Origin of the sequence: Pseudarthrobacter cellobiosi (assembly GCF_023913815.1) — a bacterium.
Taxonomy (GTDB): domain Bacteria; phylum Actinomycetota; class Actinomycetes; order Actinomycetales; family Micrococcaceae; genus Arthrobacter; species Arthrobacter cellobiosi.
In genome coordinates this window covers 68,009-87,109 of sequence record NZ_JAMXBK010000026.1, presented here as the reverse complement: position 1 = coordinate 87,109, position 19,101 = coordinate 68,009, and the positions used below count along the sequence as shown (strand labels likewise).

The window sequence follows — 19,101 nt, the reverse complement described above, 5'->3', positions numbered from 1 at the left end:
CCAACGGACGTCCGCCGGCTTCCTGCCCCTACCCGTTCGCGACGTCATTCCGGAGGACCACAATGCTGCAGGATCACATCGTCTTGCCCGAGGACCTTTTCGTGGATGTCGACCGCAGAGGTCCCGTTCCCCTCTACTTCCAGGTCTCGTCCTGCATTGAGCAGGCAATTCTCACCGGCCACCTGCCCGCCGGTGCGCGCCTGGAGAACGAGATGGTTCTGGGGCGACGGCTGGGCCTCTCACGGCCAACCATCCGCCACGCGATCCAGGAGCTCGTCGACAAAGGGCTCCTGGTGAAAAGCCGGGGAATCGGCACCCAGGTTGTCCACGGCCAGCTCACCCGGGATGTGGCACTGTCCAGCCTCTTTGAAGACCTGTCCAGGATTGGCAAGCGCCCGAGTTCAAGCGTTCTGACGCACGAACTCGTAACAGCCCCTCCGCACGTTGCCGAAGCCCTCGACACGGGACCTGGCGCGAAGGTCTTCCACCTTCGCAGGGTTCGGCTCGCCGGCGGAGTTCCGTTTGCCATACTCGAGAACTATCTGCCGGAAAGGTTCGCAGCCTTGTCCCCCGGGCAGCTGGAGCAAGGCAGCCTCTACCGGCTGATGCGAGCCCGCGGCGCAACCATGCGGGTGGCCAAGCAGAACATCGGCGCCCGTACAGCCGAGCCAGACGAGGAGCGGCTCCTTGAGATGCCTCCCGGAGCTCCCGTCCTTACCGTCAACCGCCGGGTCTATGACAGCCTCGGGAAGGCTGTCGACATCGGCCGCCATTCCTACCGTCCGGACCTGTACTCCTTCGACATCACACTGGTCGACAAGTAGCCGGGTTAGGAAGAACGACCAGCCCATCGGCGACGAGCCTGCCTTCGTGGATGACGGTGCGGTCGGCGCTGCGGTCCATGACGGTGCTCGTGATGGTCTCGCCGTCAACCAGGACGATGTCGGCCCGGTCTCCGGGAGCCAGCCCCGGCCGGTCGTCGGGACTGGTGAGGCGCTGGACGGTGCGGTCCATGATGGACGCGCCTCCAATGGTGGCGATCGCCGCACAGTGCTCGATCAGCCGGTCCTTGCGCAGCCGGTGTGTGAACGCCAACTGCCACGTGCGGTCGAGCATGTCGCAATTGCCGTATGGGCTCCAGTAGTCCCTCTGCCCGTCCTCGCCCAAACCGACACGGATCCCCGCCTCCGTCATCCGGGTGAGGTCGAATTGCGTGCCGCCGCTTGCGGGGGCGACCGTCGCCCAGGCAACGTCGAGTTCCGCCATCTGCTCCACGAGCCGGGCGGTCACGTCGGGGTGGACATTGGCCAGATCGTAAGCGTGGGACAGCGAGACGCGTCCCTCCATACCCAGCGCGCGGGTGCGTTCGAAGACAAGTTCCGCGCTGAACACCCCCAGGTGGCCTGGCTCGTGCAGATGAATGTCGACGTCGACGCCGTACTTCTCAGCCAGACCGAACACGATGTCCAGATGGCGAACCGGGTCTCGGTCCAGCTGGCAGGGATCAATACCGCCGATGGTCGTCGCACCCGCGCGGAGGGCGGCCTCGAGGAGCGGGACAGTGCCGTCCTCGAGCAGGAGGCCTGCCTGGGGGAAAGCCATGACTTCTACATCGGCGGCGTAGGCGAAGTGCTCCTTCGCGGCCATGACCGCCTCGAAGCGCTCAAGCTTGCAGTCCACGTCGATCTGGGCGTAGGAACGAACGCGGGTGGTGCCCCGCGCAATCATTCGTTCCAGCGTTCCCGCCACTACATCCCCGTAGGGGATGGGGGTGTCGCGCCAGTTTTCCCGGTCGTTGCACATCATGTTCCACACACCGGGCGAGGCTGTGTGCTCCCGGAACGGCAGCCCGATCCGGGTCGAGTCGAGATGGACGTGCACGTCGGTGAACGCGGGCACGGCGATCCGGCCCCGTCCGTCGACTGCGCCGCCGGCGGCGTCTGCGACCACGACGGCGGTCCCCGCGGGGTGAACGGCCACGATCCGCCCCTGCAGAACTTCTAGGTCTACGGCGTCCCCGCCCCAGGGGCGGACGTTGGTAATGAGCATTGTTCATTCCTTTCGGCTGGGCCAAGAGTGACGGCCGGGGAGGCGCCGATCCCGCAGGACCGGCGCCTCCCCTGCCGCAGCATGTACTAGAAGCAGCATGTACTAGAAGTGGAAGGCAACCTGCGCGATGACTGCTGCGGCGACGAAACTCGCCGTGAACGTCATCAGGGCGACGATGACGATCTTCCAGCTCAGTGAGCGCAGGGCCTTGACGTCGCGGCCGAGCGACATGCCGATCAGGGCGATCATGGGCAGGCCGGCAAAGAGGACGTTGATGTGCTGCGTGGTGGAGGCGACGAAGGGGCCGATGGGTAGGAACGTCGCCGAGGCAAGGGTGGCCAGAGCCAGGACCCAGATGCTGGACGGAACCACCGGGACGAGCTTCGCGAGCACAAGCGCGACGGCGGTGAGGGCCAGGAGGATGAGGACGCCGACGGCATCCAGCGGCAGCACGGAACCGGTGCCCAGGGCGTTAAGCAGGAAGCCGGCCACACCGGTCGCGGCGAACGCGACGAGCCACGTCTTGGGCGTCCGTACGACAGTGGGGTCCTCTTCGATGCCGTTGACGTCCACGGTGTCGATGCCCGGTGCCTCACCGGACTCGAGCACTGGGCCGCCCTGGCGTGCCGGGCCTGAGCTGACCGCTTGGGTTCCAGCAGCAGCGCCAATGAGGGCGCCGCGCCGGACACGGCGGCCAAGGTCGTCCCGCCCGAAAATGCGGGACCACATCTTGTAGAGCTTCTGGCACATCGGCAGCGCGATAAAGACACCTGCGTAGAACCCGACGATGTTGGTGACGAGGTTGGACAGTGCGGCGAGGGCCATGATCTCCCCTGCCATCTCCGGATACAGGATGGACAGGGCGCCCACGCCCCCGAGCATCATGGAGGCGGACCCCAGCCCCAGGCCCAACGCGAGGGCCCGGGGATCAAAGAAGTCCATTCCGCCCAGCAGACCGGCCAGGAGGGAGATGAACACGGCGCCAAAGACGCTGCCCAGCACCCACACCGCGAACACGCCGCGGTACTCGGGGGAGCGGACGCCGAAGCGCTGGATGGCGAAGGCAAGGTAGGACTCACGGTCGATCGACCAGGTGGCGCCGATCGCAGTGCGGCCCAAGCCAAGGGCCACCGCGACCGGCAGGGCCAGGATCACCGTGCCCACCACGTGCCCGACCTCCTGCAGGAGGATCGCGGGGCCGAGGCCGGTGAACTTCGTCAGCGACGGGCCTATCTGAGTGCCAAGGCCTGCCAGGAAGAAAACAATGGACACGTCCATCAGGTGTGTGGACACCGCACGGGCACGCCCTCCGATGGGTTTCCATTTCTGGACACCGAGGAATCCGCCGATGAGCACGGTCCACAGGATGGGCATCAGGACGATGGCGGCCGGGCCGAGGTGGAACTTGTGGGTTCCGATGGTGATGGCCACGGCACAGATGGCAGTGGAGAGTGCGATCATCGCGAACCACATGGCGGGGCGGGCACTGAAAGAACGGGACGGCGGCGCGTCCACTAGGGCGGACACGGAGCCGCCTGAGGTCTTCGCTTCATTGCGCATGGCGCAGGCCTTTCGAGGGGGATCAGGGATCAGAACAAAAACATCCCGCATCGCGGAATCCGACGCTTGGTATACCAAGTGACTGTATACTCGTACCCATTGAGAGGCAAGTCACATTTTTCGGCAGTTCGCCTAGGAGGCACGTTGTACAAGAAAATCTCGGCCCGGTATGTTCTGGGGTTCGACGGAACACGGCACACGCTTATCGAGGACGGCGAAGTCGTCTTCGAGGGGGATTCCATCGTCTTTGTGGGGCGCAACTACGGGGGCCCGGTGGATGAGGAGCGCCATTATGGCCAGAGTTTGGTCATGCCTGGCCTGATAGACCTGGACGCCCTCGCCGACATCGATCACCTCATCCTGGACTCGTGGCCCTCGCCCGATGTCGCCGCCGGCCACCTGTGGTCGGAGGACTACTTCGCCAACCGTCGCCGGGACGTGTTCACGCCCTCGGAGCGCGCCACGGTCCGCGAGTTCGCCCTGGCGCAGCTCGCCCTGCACGGCATTACGACCTACATGCCGATCGCCTCGGAGATCCACAGTTCCTGGGCTGAGGGCTTTGATGAGCTCGTGGACATGGCAGAGACAAGCCGGCGGATCGGACTGCGCGGCTACCTTGGGCCGGCCTACCGTTCCGGGGTCCATGTCATCACTGCCGCAGGCGACCGCGAGGTCCACTTCGACGAGGCCCGGGGGCTTGCAGGCCTGCGCGACGCAGAGCGCTTTATGGACTACGCCGCGGGTCTCGCAGACCCGCTCGTCACCGGGGCCTTGCTGCCGTGCCGCATTGAGACGCTGTCCGAAGACCTCATGCGGGAGACGGCGCGGATCGCCAGGCAGCGGGACGCGCTCGTCCGGCTGCACTGCCTCCAGTCCCCGCTCGAGGACGAACTCCTGCAGCATTCCGCTGGACGTGGCGTCCTGGAACTGCTCGAATCCACCGGCCTGTTCGGCACACGGCTTCTCATTCCGCATGGTGTGGTGATCAACGGCAAGGACCCTGCCGCGTCAGCGCCGGGCGGCCCGCTTGACACGCTGGCCCGCCACGGCGTCAGCATTGTCCACTGCCCGCTGACATCGTTCCGCTACCAGAAGCAGCTTGTATCGTTCGACCGGTTCCGCCAGGCGGGCATCAACATTTGCCTGGGTACTGACTCCTTCCCGCCGGATCTTGTGCGCGGCATGGACGCCGGCATGCACCTGACCCGGCTGGTCGAGGGGAGGCCTGACGCCGGGACCCTGGCCGACTACTTCGACGCCGCGACGCTTGGCGGCGCCCGGGCCCTCGGACGGGCTGACCTGGGGAGGCTTGCCCCCGGCATGCAGGCCGACATCACGGTGGTCTCCCTGGCCAACTTCGGCGACGGTGTCGTCGAAGACCCGCTGCGCACGCTCGTGCTTAACGGGACGGCGCGCCAGGTGACCGATACGTTCGTGGCGGGGCGCGCCGTCGTGGTCGGCGGCGCCCTGCCCGGCATCGACCTCGACGCGCTGCGGGTCGAGGGGCAGAGGCTTTTCGACGGGATGCGGGCGGCCTACTCGGTACGGGACGCCCGGCTCCGGGAGCCTGACGAGCTGTTTCCGCCCACCTATCCGCGGGCGGAAATCGCTCAGCCGGTCGCTGCCCCGTAACGACCGCGACCTTCGATTCTTCAGCTGATCAATTCATCTAATCAATCTTGGCTTGGTATACCAAAAGCGGGTATGATGAGGGCACTGAGGGCTGCCAGCACATTGCGGGGGAAGCTCATCCGCCCTCGGTAGAACCACGACTTTGACCTATTGACACCGGACCCGCGCTCCTCGGCAGGGCCCTTCCCATTGGAGAGAACAATGTGCCTGCACGATCACACCCCTGCTGCCCTGCCTCCAACTGCCGTTCCGCGCCGCGGCATCCTGGCCGGGGCGGCCGCCCTGGCGGGAATCTCGGTGGCAAGCCTGGCTGCCCAGCTTGGAAGTGCCCCGGCAGCGAGGGCAGAGGGCAACGCATCAAACCCCGGCTACCCTGACCGCCCCGTCTCGCCCCCGCCCATGATCATCGAGGGCGGCACCATAGTGGACCCCAAGACGGGCAATGCAGTGCAAGACGGCGTCCTGGTGCTCGAAGGAGGCAAGGTCACCGCGGTGGGCACCCGGGAGGAAACACGGCGTGCAGTAGCCGCCCTTGCAGGCCGCGCCCGCATCGTGGATGCCTCCGGCCGGTGGGTCCTTCCCGGCCTCATCGACGTGCATGTTCATGCGAACGCGCTTTCGGATGCGCGGGCCATCCTGCAAGGCGGGGCGACCAGCGTCAGAAGTGGTTCAAGCAGCTTCTATCAGGACGTCGCCCTCGCTGCCCTGCCCACCTGGGCCGCCGGCGCCTCGCCCCGGATGAGCCCCGCCGGGCTGTTCATCTCACCCGATCTCGGGGACTCGCTCCTCGCAGACCCGGACCTTGCACCTCTCGCGTCCCTGTCCGGAGGAGTCAGAGAACCAAGGGACCTTGCCTACCTCACCCGCGTCAACCTGAAACGCGGTGCCCAGGTGATCAAGACCCGAGCCAACCCCCGGGCGGGCCTGGCGGAACAAGACCCCCGCGAACTGGTCTACAACGACGAACAGCTCTCCGCGGTGGTCAAGGCCGCAGGCAAAGCAGGCGTGCTCTGCCACGCCTACAGCGCCGAGGGGATAGATGGTGCCGTCCGGGCCGGTGTGCGCAGCATCGAGCACGGCGTCTTCGTCAGCGAAGAGACCATCTCCCAGATGGCCCGCCGGGGCACTTACTTCACACCCACTTTGGACGCCATCACGAGCATGGCAGGCTCTTCCAACCCGATCCTTGCCGCCCGAGGCAAGGAGTACACGCCCATCATCAAAGCGGCGGTGAAGGCCGCCCATGAAGCCGGCGTGACGGTGGTCGCAGGGACGGACTCGTTCGGATCCGATGTGACCCCGATAGGCACGGAAGCGCGTCTGCTGGCTGAGGCCGGGCTTTCACCACTGGACGCGCTAAGGGCCGCGACAGTCAATGCCGCCGCCCTGCTCGGCTGGAGTGAGAATGCAGGACGCCTGGTGCGCGGTTCCTTTGCAGACGCCGTCATCGTGGACTCTGATCCCTTGAACAGCGCCTCGGCCCTGGAACAAATCAGCGCCGTAGTGGCGCAGGGGGTCCTGGTACGGAATGACCTCTGATCGGTCGTTAGGGATAAGCGCGACGCTGTCCCTTGCCACCGTCCTCCTGCCCGGGCAACGCGCCCGCCCAATCCAGAAAGCCACCCATGACCTTGATTCTTAAAGCCTCCGAGCTCCAGACCCTGGCCGACATGCCCGGGACCATCGCCGCCGTCGAACGCGTCTTTGCCGGACTCAGCCGAGGCACCGCCGTTCAGCCTGCGCCGGATTCCCTCCTCCTGCCGTCCTCGGACGCGAGGTTCTTGCCGATGGCAGCGCTGTCCGGCGCCGAGGAGCTGGCATCCGTCAAATTACTGGCGGACATCCCGGCAAACCGGGAATCCAGCCTGCCCACGCAGCGGTCCACGATCATGCTTGTCTCCCAGCTAACCGGCGAAACCCTGGCCATCCTGGACGGCAAAGTCCCCACACGGGTCCGCACTGCCGCCGCCAGCGCGGTGGCGACGAAGCTCCTCGCGAGGCCCGGCAGCACCACCCTGGGACTGGTCGGTGCAGGCGCCCTTGCCGTGGCACACGTGGAAGCCATGCTGGCCGTCCTCCCGATTGAAAAAGTGGTGGTGTGGTCCCGTTCCGCGGACACCGTGGCCGCCTTCTGCGGCGAGATTTCCCATTGCGGCCTGAACGTCACGCGGGCCGCCAGCGTCCGGGAAGTTGTGGAGGCTGCTGACGTGCTGTGCACCCTCACGCCGGCCGTTGAGCCTTTGGTTAAGGGCGAGTGGTTCAAGCCCGGACTGCACGTGAACGCCGTCGGATCCCGCCCGCGGGCGGACCACCGGGAGATTGATTCAGCGGGCATGGTGAGGGCGCGGGTCTTCGTGGACAGCCTGGCCACGGCCAGAGCCAAATCCGGCGGGCTGATCATCCCGGTGGCCGAAGGTGTGATGAGCTTTGAGGACGTGGTGGCCGAGCTTGGTGACGTGGCGGCGGGGACAAAAGCAGGTCGCCTTGGTGATGAGGACGTAACCTTGTTCAACTCGGTTGGTATCGGTCTGCAGGATCTTGCCATCGGGCGGCTCCTGTACGACGCTGCGCTCCATCAGGGGGTTGGCACCCGCGTGGAGCTGAATAACTGAGTAAGCGCGGAAGTATGCAATAACGGGAGGCATGAATGACAGTCCAAGCGGAAGCCCCCGCGTCCTCGGCTGACACTGCCCGGGCGCGGATCCGGGAATTGATCATCTCCGGTGACTTCGCGCCGGGGTCCCGGCTCAGGGAACGTGAGCTGTCCCAGACTCTGGCTGTTTCCCGGGTACCCGTCCGGGAAGCCCTCCAGCAGCTCGAGGCCGAAGGCTTCATTGACGCCTCCCCACGGCGTGGTGCCACCGTCAAGCAGATCACCCTGCGCGACGTCAACGAACTCTTTGATGTGCGGCTCAGCCTGGAAGTCCTCGCCGCACGCCTCGCCGCCCAGGCCGCCGCCGGAGGCCAGTCGTCGACGCGGCTGCGGCAGATGATGGACCAGGCAGAAGAAGCAACCCTGCGCCACGACCATGCGCAGATACCGCTCAGCAACACAGCCCTGCATGCAGAGATCGTAGCGATGGGGGGCAACTCGCTGTTGGAGTCCGCCATGAAGCCCCTGCTGGGCAGGATGCAGTGGCTCTTCACTTTGACCGGGCACCGAGACCCCCAGGTTCAGTGCGCGGAGCACCTGAGCCTGTGCAAGGCCATTTATGACGGCAAGGCGGACCTGGCGGCGGTGCTGGCCTTCGCACACGTGGAGCTGGGCCGTGAACCGTCGCTCCAAGGACTGGCAGGACGCCTCCCCGAAAGCTGACCGTCACGGGAGTTGACGCTGCTTTGTGCCTGGCGTGGTGGGGAACGGCCCCTAACGCAAGCGGACGACGGCGGGAGGTGCCGCCGTCGTCCGTTCTGACACTTTGCAGTGCCGGAGTGAGTACGACCCGCAGGTACGTCCTTACTCATCCGGAGAGGGCGATGCCGCCGTCTCCGGCGCTTCGGCAGCCGCCTGCGCGTACGACGCCGAGACCCCGCGGTAGACCGGCGTCAGGAAGGCCAGCAAGGCGGCGGCGATCATGATGATCCCAGCCACCAGGAACACCAGGGCGATGCCGCGGGAGACGCCCTCGCCCAGCAGCGGGGCGAGCTGGGCGGCGCCCTCAGCGGACCGGGCGTACGGGATGATCCAGACTTGGGCGATCGGCGCAATGAGGAACGCGGTGATCGGCGCTGCCGCGGACTCGAACGCCATGGCGAATCCGAAGACCCGGCCCTGCCGGGGCAGAGGCACCAACTGCTGGATGACCGTCTGCTCCGCGGCCTCCGCGAAGGGCATCAGGACCTTGTACAGCCAGATGCCGGCGACGAACAGCCATGCCCACTCCCGCAGCGTGAACACCGCACCGAGGAACCCCACCAGGATCACCGCGATGAGCATGGTGCGCAACGGGTTGGATCCGAGCCCGAACTTGCCGATCAGCGCACCGCCCACGATTAACCCGGTGGCGCCGAGCGCAAAGTAGGTCCCCCACAGCTCCACGGGGAACATCTCCAGGCCGTAGGGATCAATCAACGCCATATATACGCCAGCGCTGAAGTTGTTGAACGTTGCGAACAGGATCAGCGCAAATAGTCCGGAAATGGCCAGCACGGCGGCGAGGGAGCCGCGCAGGTCGAATCCGCCGTGCGCGTCGGTGGCTGCGATGCGCATCTCCTCGGGTATGCGCAGCGTGAGGAGGTGCGCGAATGCCAGCGCCGTGAGCACCAGGGCGACGACGATCGTCCAGCCCATGCCCAGCAGTCCCACCGACAGCCCCGAGAGCACGGAGGTGACGAGGAACATCAGGCCCTGCACCATGCCCACCAGCCCGTTGGCGTTGGCCCGGCGATCAGGCTCGATAAGGATGGTGACCGTGGTGGAGAGGGCGATGTTCCGCATGTTTTCCACCACTGCACCGATCAGGATGATCATGGCGAAGATCCAGAACCACGGCTGTGTCAGGTCCAGCATGCTGGCGGCAGGTGTCAGCAGGAACATAACCCCGGACAGGACGAACATCACCAGCGTGAAACCGGCAGCGAAGCGCATCACGGCCAGCTTGCGGTAGCGGTCCACGAAGGTGCCGAAGCTGATGCTGGAAAGGGCGATCAACAGCATGTACGCGCCGCCGATCACCCCGGTGGCGATCACGTTTCGCGTCTCCAGGTAGACCCAGAACGTCAGGGCGAACCACAGGTAGCTGGTGGTGACGTTGGCGAGGGCGGTGTTCACCAGGATTCCGGCGAACGTGCGGGACCGCTGCGCCGAAGTGCGTAACGACGTGTCGATGGCGTCGGCATCGGCCGGGCCTGGAGCCGCTGCGACGCCGGCGGGGGCCGGTTCGTGCTCGGTCATGCGTCCCAGTTTAGTGACACCCGACGGCCGTGGACACGGTCACAGCGATGTTTCTCGCCCAGTGCCGGACAGTCGATCACGCGGGAACCGGCGCCCGCCCGGACCCAACCCTGGCCGTCGGCAGCCACCTCGCCGACACCTTTTAACTGAAACGGACGACGGCGGAAGGTCCCGCCGTCGTCCGCCCCGGCACCCTTGCGCTCTTACTTTATTCGCCGTATAAAGTAAGTATGTTACCTGGATCACAGCGCAGCGCCCCGACGGGGAGGGATGCACTGCGCAGAATCCGGGTCAGCGCCATCTTCAGCACCCTGTTGGAGGCAGGCCCCCTGGCCCGGACAGACCTGGCGCACCGGACCGGATACAGCCCCTCCACGGTCACGGGCATTGTGCAGGACCTCAGCGACGCCGGCTACCTGCGGGTCGTGGGGCAACAGGAATCGACCGGCGGCCGGCGGCGGACCTTGATCGAGCTCAACCGCTCCTCGGTGACCATCGCCGTCGTCGGTCTCCGGGGCGCCCGGATCTGGTGCGCCCTGGTGGACCTGGACGGCAACCGCCTGGATGCTGCTGAACAGGATTTCGATCCCGCGGACCCGGTGGGCAGCACGGCAACCACGGTGATGTCACTCCACCGCCGGGCGGTGATTCCGCCCGTGCACGTGGTGGTGGCACTGCCCGGCGTCGTCGCCTCCGACGGGTCCGTGGCACTGGCGCCCGCGTTCGGACCCGTTGCCCACCTCCGCCTCGTGGACGAACTCGAAGCCACAACAGGGCTCCGCACCACGGTGGAAAATGACGTAAACCTCATCGCCTTGGGGGAGCGGGTGGACGGCGCGGGCAACGGCGTGGAGGACCTGGTCCTGATCCATGTTGCCGAAGGCATCGGGGCGACGATCATCGCCGGCGGAGAGGTCCTGGAGGGATCAAGCCGTTCCGCAGGCGAAATCGGCTTCCTTCCGCAGGGTTTGGCGGCCAGCCCGCGCGGGGAACGCGGAGACTACGAACGGCGCTGGACCGCCGCCGGCATCCGCGAGTCCGGCGCGCTGCTCGGTCTGTCGCTCGCTGAGGAAACGGTGGTTGAATCCCTCTGCAGCGCCGATTCGCCGGCGGCTGTTGGGCTCCTCGAGGATGTCATTCAGGCCTGGGCCTTCGCAGCCATCATCTGCGTTTGCGTGGTCAACCCCGCACGCGTGATCTTCTCCGGCGATGCCGTCCTCCTGACCCGCGATGCGCGGGAAAGGCTCCGCGGCACGGTCCAGAGGTCAGCGCCGTCCCTGACCGAAGTGGTCTTCGCCGAGCTGGGACATGAGGCAATCCTGCATGGCGCCATTGCCAAAGTGGTGAGGAGCCCCGCGACCCTCTTCACCGAGGTCGCCGGATGAACGAACCACGATTCCTTTCCACCCATCAGCCAGACAAAATTATTAGGAGAAACCAATGACGTCACGTCCATTGCGATTCGCGCTGCTAGCTGGCGGCCTCGCACTCACGCTTGGAATGTCTGCCTGCGGACTCGACTCTCCCAAGCCCTCCGGAACGTCGGCCGGTGCCGAGGACACCGGGACCCTGACGATTTACACGGCACGGGACAAAGCCCTCGCTACCGAAGTGGTGGCAGATTTCGAAAAGGCCAATCCGAAGTACAAGGGCAAAGTCCAACTGCTGACACTTGGCGCCCAGGAGGCCCTGGAACGCGTCAAAGCCGAAAAGTCCAACCCGCAGGGCGACATCTGGTGGGGCGGCACTCAGCAGCAGATGCAGCAGGCCGCTGCCGGGCAGGTCCTGTCTCCTGCGCCGAAGGACGTTATCGACGCCGTCCCCGCCGAACAGCGCGACGCTGACGGACTCTGGGTGGGTGAGATGAAGCTGGCCGAGGTCATCTTCTACAACAAGGACATGCTCACCGCCGACCAGGCTCCCAAGGACTGGGATGACCTCATCAGCCCCGCGATGAAGGACAAGATCGCCATCCGCGACGTCCTGGCATCCGGCACCATGCGCAGCATTTATGCGGCGATGATTGACCGCCAATTCGACGCCGCGGGCAGCCCCGACGCAGGCTACGAGTGGCTCAAGAAACTCGATGCCAACACCAAGGTCTACGCCGCCAACCCGACGGACCTCTACCTGAGGATCACACGCCAGGAAGCTGCAGTGACTGCCTGGAACCTGCAGGATGTCATGCTGCAGATCCAGAACCAGAAGGCACCTTTCACGCCGGTCGTACCGGCCTCCGGGGCGCCGATGCTGATTGACGGTGTGGCAAAGATCAAGGATGGCCCGTCTCCTGCCGGAGCGGACGCCTTCCTGTCCTTCCTCATGAGCAAGGAGGAACAGACCAAGCTGTCGGAAACGTACTTCCAGATCCCGACGATCTCACTGCCCAAGGAACCGGCCTGGCTGGCTGACCTGGACCTAAAGGAAATGAAGGTCAACTGGGAACGAGTCAACAAGAGCGAGCCAGAATGGAGCGCTTACTGGGCCGCCAACATCAAGGGCCAAGGCAACAAATAGCACCGCACGGCGGGGCGGCCACCGGCTGCCCCGCCGGACACGACGCCCGGCCAGCACACAACTACCACCCCTGTGGAGCAACCATGACACGCGTCTTCCTCAACGCCATCAGCAAGCAGTACCCGGGGGCCAAACCGGCGGTATCCAACCTCACGGTCACCATTGACGACGGCGAGTTCTTCACCCTGCTGGGTCCTTCCGGCTGCGGCAAGTCAACAACCCTGCGGATGGTGGCTGGATTCATCCAGCCTTCCAGCGGAAGCATCCACTTCGGCGACAAGGACGTCACCAACACGGCACCCAACAAGCGGGACACCGGCATGGTCTTCCAGAACTACGCCTTGTTCCCGCACATGAGCGTCCGGGGAAACGTTGCCTACGGCCTGAATGCGCGCAATGTGCCCAAGCAGGACAAGAACAGGCGGATCGACGAGGCACTCGCCCAGGTGGGACTCCAGGAGTTCGGCGACCGCCGGATCGACATGCTTTCCGGCGGGCAGCAGCAGCGCGTGGCTTTGGCCCGGGCCCTGGTGATCCGCCCGGCGGCCCTGCTGCTGGACGAGCCGCTCTCCAACCTGGACGCGAAGCTGCGCGAGGAAACGCGTACCGAAATCAGGTCCACGCAGAAGGCGGCAGGCACCACGTGCCTCTACGTCACCCATGACCAGGCCGAGGCAATGGCGATGAGCGACCGCGTGGCGGTGCTTAATGAAGGCGAGCTCCATCAGGTCGGGTCACCCCGCGAGGTCTACAACCGCCCCGCCACGGCCTTCGTCGCCAGATTCATCGGCCGCTCCAACGTGCTGCCCTGTACCGTGCTGGGTTTGGACGGCGGCGTCGACGGCGGCTCCGTCAGCGTCAGCCTGGCCGACGGTACCGTTCTCAAGACACCCCGGGTGGAGGGATCGATATCGGCCCGGGTCTCCGCCGGGGACCATGCCGCGGTGTCGCTCCGGCCGGAATCCATCGGCCTCACCGTCAGCCCGGGGAAGGAGACGGAGGGCCAACTCGGCGGGAGGGTCCTTACCGCGGAGTTCACCGGCGCCGTCAATATCTACGAAATCGACTGGCACGGCGAGCAGATCGTTGTTTCTGCGCCGGACACCGTGGACCGCGCCGAACCCGGGGACCTCGTATCGATGGCACCGCACCAGGACCGCGTGTGGCTGGTGGAGCCGTGACGGTCACCGTTCCGAAGATCCGGTTACGGTCCTCCCTCACGTCGTCGGACCGGTTCGTCTACTTCCTCGCCGCCCCGGTGGTTCTGGTGCTCCTGGTGTACATCGTGGTGCCGATGCTTGTCACGGCCACCACCAGCGCCGAGGGCGGGGGGAGCGCCTACAAGGGATTCATCAACGGCTCATCCGCCACGGCGCTGGGACTTTCGGTGGGCATCTCGGTGGGATCGGTCCTGACTACTGGTGTACTCGGGACGGCGCTCGCCGTTCTGCTGTCGCGCTTTGATTTTCCGGGCCGCAGGGTGCTGCGGCTCTTCGCGCTGCTGCCCATGGCGCTGCCTCCGCTGATCGGCGCCGTGTCCTTCTACTTCCTGTACGCCGAAAGCGGCATTGTTCCGCGCTTCCTGGAGCGCTACTTCGGCGCCGACGCCGCGGCGGTCTCCGCCAACGGCGTTTGGGGTGTCCTCCTGGTCCACACCATGACCATGTACCCCTATTTCTATCTCGCCGTCTCCTCGGCGCTGGCCGGATCTGATGCCTCAATGGAGGAGGCAGCGCTGAACCTGGGCGCGAGCCGCTTCCGCATGTGGCGCACGGTCCTCCTGCCCATGCTCACCCCGGCACTGGTCTCCGGAACGCTGCTGACCTTTATGGTCTCGATGGCATCCTTCACCGCGCCCCAGTTCTACAACGTGCAGACCCTGACCATGCAGATCGTCGCCTCACGGACCAGCGGCGCGTACGATGTCGCCGCGGCCCAGGCCGTGGTCCTCTCCGTCGTGTCAATCTTCTTCCTGCTGGCCATGCGCTGGTACGAAAACCGGCGCCTCCACCGCGGTTCCTCCAAGGGAACGCCCCAGGCCGTGAAGGTCCTGCACGGTGTGCTGCCCCGCACTGCTGCCGGCGTCGGATCGTTGCTGCTGGTCCTGTTCCTGATGGCGCCGCCGGCCACGATCGCCCTGCTGTCCTTCACCGTGGACGGGTCGTGGACCACGCAGATCCTTCCGCCGGACTACACCCTGGACAACTTCACCCGGATCTTCACGGACCCCGTCACGCTGCGCCCCATCCTGGTCAGTGCCCAGATGTCCTTCGTGGCCATGATCGGCTGCATCCTGGTCGGGGTCCTCGCCGCCTGGGTGGTCACCCGCTGGAAAGGCCCGGGCAGGGGCCTGCTCGATGTGATGGTGATGCTCCCGTGGGCACTCCCCGGCACTGTGATCGGCGTCAACATCGTCACGGCCTTCGCCACCCCGGGCCCGTTTAATCTCGGCCAGGTCCTGATCGGATCCCTGTGGATCCTCCCGGTGGCCTATTTCGTCCGCTTCCTGCCCCTGGTGTTCCGCTCAGCCAACGCGTCGCTGGCCCAGATCGATCCCAGCGTCGAGGAAGCAGCACGGAACCTTGGCGCGGGTCCCTGGCGTGCCCTGCGGACCGTGACGGTGCCGTTGATGTCCCGCGGCATCCTGGCCGGTGCGCTGATGGCGTTTATCCAGGGCTTCGGCGAATACGTGGCGTCCGTGGTGGTCTACCCGGCCCGCTTTGCGCCGCTGTCCGTGGAGATCTACAACCGCATCTACTCCAACGAGTTCGGCACGGCCGCGGCCTACGGCACGCTTCAGATGGCGTTGATCCTCATTGTGCTGGTCATCGCCCAGCGGCTGGAGACACCCCGCCGCGACAGGAAGGCACTGGGCGGGCAGCCAGCCGGCGCGCCCCTCACTCCCGTTATGGCCCCCACACCCACCTGATCCATGGAACCGGAGATACGAATGAACACCCCAACCGATCCGTCCATGCCGCGCCCCGACCTCAAGGACCAGGAAAACCTCAGCATCTACTGGGACAACCACCTGCGGGACGCGTTCGACGAAGCAGCACCGCACATCTACCCGGGCATGGTCGAAGCCAGCCTGGCCCACGTCCTGATGCTGACCCGGCAGGGCATCCTGCCGCGTGGCCGGGGGGAGGCCCTGCTGAAGGGGTTGCTGACCCTGTGGGCCAGGACCGAATCGGGCGAGCAGGCGTACGTTTTCGATGGCAGCGTTGAGGATCCGTACTACTTCCTCGAGCAGCAACTCGCCGCCGAGTGCGGGATCCCCACCTCCGAACTCGACGTCCAGCTGGCCAGGAGCCGGAACGACCTCGACGCCGGGGTGTTCCGGATGGTCCTGCGCCGCCAACTGCTGGACCAGACAGCCCTGGTGGTCCAGGCGGCCAAGGACGCGGCCGTGCAGGCCGCCGCGAACGCGGACAGCCTGATCATCGGGTTCACCCACCGCCGCCCCGCGCAGCCGACGACGATAGGCCACGTCCTCGCCGGTCTTTCCGAAGCGATGCTCAGCCAGGCAAAGGAAATGCTCAGCATCTACGACGAGCTGAATGTGTCCCCGCTGGGATCGGCGGCGTTCACCGGCACCGACCTGCCGATCGACCCGCTGATGGTGGGCGAGCTGACCGGATTCGATTCCAGCTTCACCTCCAGCTACGAGGCCGTGGCGGGAGCAGAGCACTTCATGCGGCTGGCCGCCGTCCAGGCCCGCATCACCGCCACCGGCGCCCGCTTCGCCCGGGTGCTGCTCGAATGGATGACCTTCAAATGGGTGGAAACGCCAACGGCCTACACCCAGGGTTCGTCGATCATGCCGCAAAAGAAGAACCCCGTGGTGCTCGAGCACATGGTGTCCATGGCCGGCGTCACGGCGGCGGACATGGCAGCCACCTACGCCAACATCGGCTCCGCCTGGTACGAGGACTCCAACAACGCCACCACGGACGTGCAAAAGCATCTCTGGCGCGCCGGGGAACGCGTGGTCCGTTTTATGCGGATGATGGACGGGCTGCTGCTGGACCTGAAGGTGCTCCAGTTGCCGGACCGTGCGGAAATCGTCGCCTCCGGGGCCACCACCACCGCCGTTGCGGAGGCGCTCGCCGCGCGTGGCATCCCCTGGCGGACGGCCCACGACGTCGTCGGCAGCCTGGTGCGCGCCGACGCGCCGGCGGACTGGACCGCGGACGGGGTCGCGAAGGCCTTCGAGGACGCCGGCATCGACGCCGCAGAGGAGCTGGTGGCCACGACGCTGAGCGCCGGACAGCAACCGGAACTGATCCTTGCCCGGACGCAGGACGGAAGTCCCGGCAGTGAGGCCGTGCGCCGCAACGCCGCAGAGTCACAGCAGCGCGCAGACGCTTTCGGCTGTGAGGTCCAACGCAGGCGGAGCCTGATTGACTCGGCCAGGGGACGGCTGATGGCAGCCGCCGCGGATGCCGGAAGAGGCCATTGGTGACTGATGGAATCACGATCATCGGGAACACGAATATCGATGTCGTGGTGGCCGACACCCGGGACCTGCCCGAGCCGGGAACCGAGCGCGTGGTGTCCTCGGTCTCCCTCCGGCTGGGCGGCTCGGCGGGCAACTTCGCTGTCCGGTGCGCCGGCCTGGACTTCCCCACCACGCTGGTCAGCCGCGTTGGCGACGACACGTCGGTGATGGTCCTGGAAGCGGAACTCCGGCTGCCGTCGCTCCAGGCGTGGCTGCTTCGGACCCCGGGTGAACCCAGCGGCATCACCGTTGCCGTGGAGGCTCCGGGGCGCGACCGTGCCTTCATTTCCTCCCTGGGCGCCATGGCGTCGATGACTCCTGACGACATTACGGAAGACATGCTTTCCAGCGGGTACGTCGCACTGGCCGGCTACTTCCTGTTGCCCGGGATGTGCGGCCCCGCGTCGGCGGATCTGTTCGGACGGGCCGGACTGTCGGGCGCCCGGACGGTGTTGGACACCGGCTGGCCACCGGAGGGATGGACCCCGGCCACGCGGCAGGAAGTGCTCAGCGTCCTTGCCTTGGTGGATATCTTCCTGCCCAACGACGACGAACTGCACGGCCTGATGGATGACGGGAACACCGAGCGAGCCGCCCGCCGGTTGTCCGTGACCACGAATACGCTCGTTGCGGTCAAGATGGGCGCTCGCGGCGCTGGCCTTGCCTCCCCTGACGGGGGATGGTCCGCCCAGCCGGCGGCACACGTTAAAGTGGTCGATTCAACGGGGGCGGGGGACGGGTTCAACGCAGCATTTCTCGTGTCAGCGGCACGCGGCGCAGTCTGGCCGGACGCCCTGGCATCCGGAGTGCGCTACGCCACCGAAATGGTGGCCACCGCACCGGAACGCCGGGCCGCCGTCGTACTTCCAACCGCGACACTGAGCTGAGGGGAAAAATAGTGCAAACGGACATCATTAATGGCCGCCCCACCGTCCAGGGGCTTTCCATCATCGACTTCCACTTGCATTTCCGGATGCCCCACGACCCCTTGACCCACTCCCTGGCAGGCGGCCAGTTCGGGCCGGGCGGCGGCGCCGACGCGAGAAACGGCTGCGAGGAATACGACGCCGGTCAGGCCGTCCGGTCCGCAGCCGTCGCCAGGACCTCTGCCCAGTGGCGCCGGAGCTGGGACTTCCCCGACCCCGAACCGTTGTCGGCGGATGCCGGCTGGGAGGCGGAAGCTGACCGCTGGACCAGGGAGCTGGACGACAACGGGATCGAGTACGCCTCCTTCGTGACCGCCGGCGGGAACGATGCGATGGTGGACCTGGTTGCCCGCGGCGCCGGAACGTTCCTGGGCATGGCCGCAATGGCGGACCCGTTCGCGCCGGGAGCTGCCCGGGAGTTCGAAAACGCAGCGGCCCGGGGACTCCGCGGGCTGAAACTGTTCGCGCCCCTTGCTTCGTCGCGGATGGACGATCCGGCGGCAGACCCCGTGTGGGACGTCGCGTCCCGCCGCAACGTCCCCGTTCTGATCCACTTCGGCCACTGCGGATCGGCCGGCGGCATCGCGCAGAATGCGTACAGCAACCCCGCCAGTCTCGAACGCGCTGCCAAGAGGTACCCGGAAGTCACCTTCGTGATCCCGCACTTCGGAATCCAGCACGTCCAGGAGGTGCTCTTCCTGATGTGGGCCTGCCCCAACGTGGTGGTGGATACTTCCGGTTCCAACCAATGGGTCAGATACATGGCGCATCGGCTGACCCTGGAGGACCTCTTCCGCCGTTTCTACGAAACCATGGGATCCGAACGCATCATCTTCGGCTCGGACTCGTCGTGGTTCCCGCGCGGTTTCGCGCGGCGGTACCTCGTGGACCAGCTCAGGATCTGTTGGGAAATGGGAATGCCCGCCGCCGGGCTTCAGCAGATCTTCGGCGAAAATTCCGCGCGGCTCCTCAAGCTGGACGGCTGGCGGCCCGCGTCAGCCGGGCCCTGATAACGCAAGCGG

At 66.1% G+C, this 19,101-nt stretch carries 15 protein-coding genes; 12 read left to right on the top strand and 3 right to left on the bottom strand.

All coding sequences use genetic code 11. The features are described from left to right. The first annotated feature begins 62 nt into the window (after window positions 1-62). On the top strand, window positions 63-824 hold the full coding sequence (locus tag NG701_RS14150; RefSeq protein WP_252568445.1) for a GntR family transcriptional regulator: 762 nt from the start codon (window positions 63-65) through the stop codon (window positions 822-824). Here NG701_RS14150 and NG701_RS14145 read toward each other — a convergent pair. Both NG701_RS14145 and NG701_RS14140 read right to left on the bottom strand, forming a co-directional pair. Beyond that, complete coding sequence (locus tag NG701_RS14145) at window positions 805-2,049, bottom strand: amidohydrolase family protein (protein WP_252568444.1); 1,245 nt, start codon at window positions 2,047-2,049, stop codon at window positions 805-807. The genes NG701_RS14150 and NG701_RS14145 overlap by 20 nt on opposite strands. Window positions 2,050-2,151: 102 nt before the next feature. After that, window positions 2,152-3,609, bottom strand: coding sequence for a DUF3100 domain-containing protein (locus tag NG701_RS14140; protein ID WP_252568443.1), 1,458 nt, complete (start codon window positions 3,607-3,609; stop codon window positions 2,152-2,154). A gap of 144 nt (window positions 3,610-3,753) precedes the next feature. Here NG701_RS14140 and NG701_RS14135 point away from each other — a divergent pair, with 144 nt between their 5' ends. The 4 genes from NG701_RS14135 to NG701_RS14120 all read left to right on the top strand — a co-directional run bounded on the left by NG701_RS14135 (window position 3,754) and on the right by NG701_RS14120 (window position 8,557). Beyond that, the gene (locus NG701_RS14135) at window positions 3,754-5,241 is read left to right on the top strand and encodes an amidohydrolase family protein (protein WP_252568442.1); all 1,488 of its coding nucleotides are present in this window, start codon (window positions 3,754-3,756) and stop codon (window positions 5,239-5,241) included. Window positions 5,242-5,442: 201 nt separating this feature from the next. Next, window positions 5,443-6,780 carry an amidohydrolase family protein gene (locus NG701_RS14130; RefSeq protein WP_252568441.1) on the top strand — a complete coding sequence of 446 codons (1,338 nt, stop codon included), beginning with the start codon at window positions 5,443-5,445 and terminating at the stop codon, window positions 6,778-6,780. An 86-nt stretch (window positions 6,781-6,866) separates the two neighbouring features. Beyond that, window positions 6,867-7,853, top strand: a complete 987-nt coding sequence (locus NG701_RS14125) for an ornithine cyclodeaminase family protein (protein WP_252568440.1) — start codon at window positions 6,867-6,869, stop codon at window positions 7,851-7,853. 35 nt (window positions 7,854-7,888) lie between these two features. Next, a complete protein-coding gene (locus NG701_RS14120; RefSeq protein ID WP_252568439.1) occupies window positions 7,889-8,557 on the top strand; it encodes a GntR family transcriptional regulator in 669 nt (222 codons plus the stop codon). A gap of 141 nt (window positions 8,558-8,698) precedes the next feature. On the opposite strand, the gene NG701_RS14115 is transcribed toward NG701_RS14120, so the two are convergent. Further along, complete coding sequence (locus NG701_RS14115; RefSeq protein ID WP_252568438.1) at window positions 8,699-10,135, bottom strand: MFS transporter; 1,437 nt, start codon at window positions 10,133-10,135, stop codon at window positions 8,699-8,701. A 230-nt stretch (window positions 10,136-10,365) separates the two neighbouring features. On the opposite strand from NG701_RS14115, the gene NG701_RS14110 reads away from it, so the two are divergent. From NG701_RS14110 to NG701_RS14080, 7 genes are all read left to right on the top strand, one after another. Next, entirely contained in the window at window positions 10,366-11,520 is a 1,155-nt protein-coding gene (locus NG701_RS14110) for an ROK family transcriptional regulator (RefSeq protein WP_252568437.1), read from the top strand. A gap of 55 nt (window positions 11,521-11,575) precedes the next feature. Further along, window positions 11,576-12,652 carry an extracellular solute-binding protein gene (locus NG701_RS14105; protein ID WP_252568436.1) on the top strand — a complete coding sequence of 359 codons (1,077 nt, stop codon included), beginning with the start codon at window positions 11,576-11,578 and terminating at the stop codon, window positions 12,650-12,652. Between the two features lie 83 nt (window positions 12,653-12,735). Continuing rightward, window positions 12,736-13,833, top strand: coding sequence for an ABC transporter ATP-binding protein (locus tag NG701_RS14100; RefSeq protein ID WP_252568435.1), 1,098 nt, complete (start codon window positions 12,736-12,738; stop codon window positions 13,831-13,833). Continuing rightward, window positions 13,815-15,581 (top strand): ABC transporter permease, encoded by a 1,767-nt coding sequence (locus tag NG701_RS14095; protein WP_252568434.1) that lies wholly within the window; start codon window positions 13,815-13,817, stop codon window positions 15,579-15,581. The genes NG701_RS14100 and NG701_RS14095 overlap by 19 nt, the downstream gene beginning before the upstream one ends. A gap of 21 nt (window positions 15,582-15,602) precedes the next feature. After that, on the top strand, window positions 15,603-17,117 hold the full coding sequence (locus NG701_RS14090; RefSeq protein ID WP_252568433.1) for a lyase family protein: 1,515 nt from the start codon (window positions 15,603-15,605) through the stop codon (window positions 17,115-17,117). Beyond that, a complete protein-coding gene (locus NG701_RS14085) occupies window positions 17,114-18,040 on the top strand; it encodes a carbohydrate kinase family protein (protein ID WP_252568432.1) in 927 nt (308 codons plus the stop codon). The genes NG701_RS14090 and NG701_RS14085 overlap by 4 nt, the downstream gene beginning before the upstream one ends. 11 nt (window positions 18,041-18,051) lie before the next feature. Next, entirely contained in the window at window positions 18,052-19,089 is a 1,038-nt protein-coding gene (locus NG701_RS14080; RefSeq protein WP_252568431.1) for an amidohydrolase family protein, read from the top strand. Window positions 19,090-19,101: the final 12 nt, after the last annotated feature.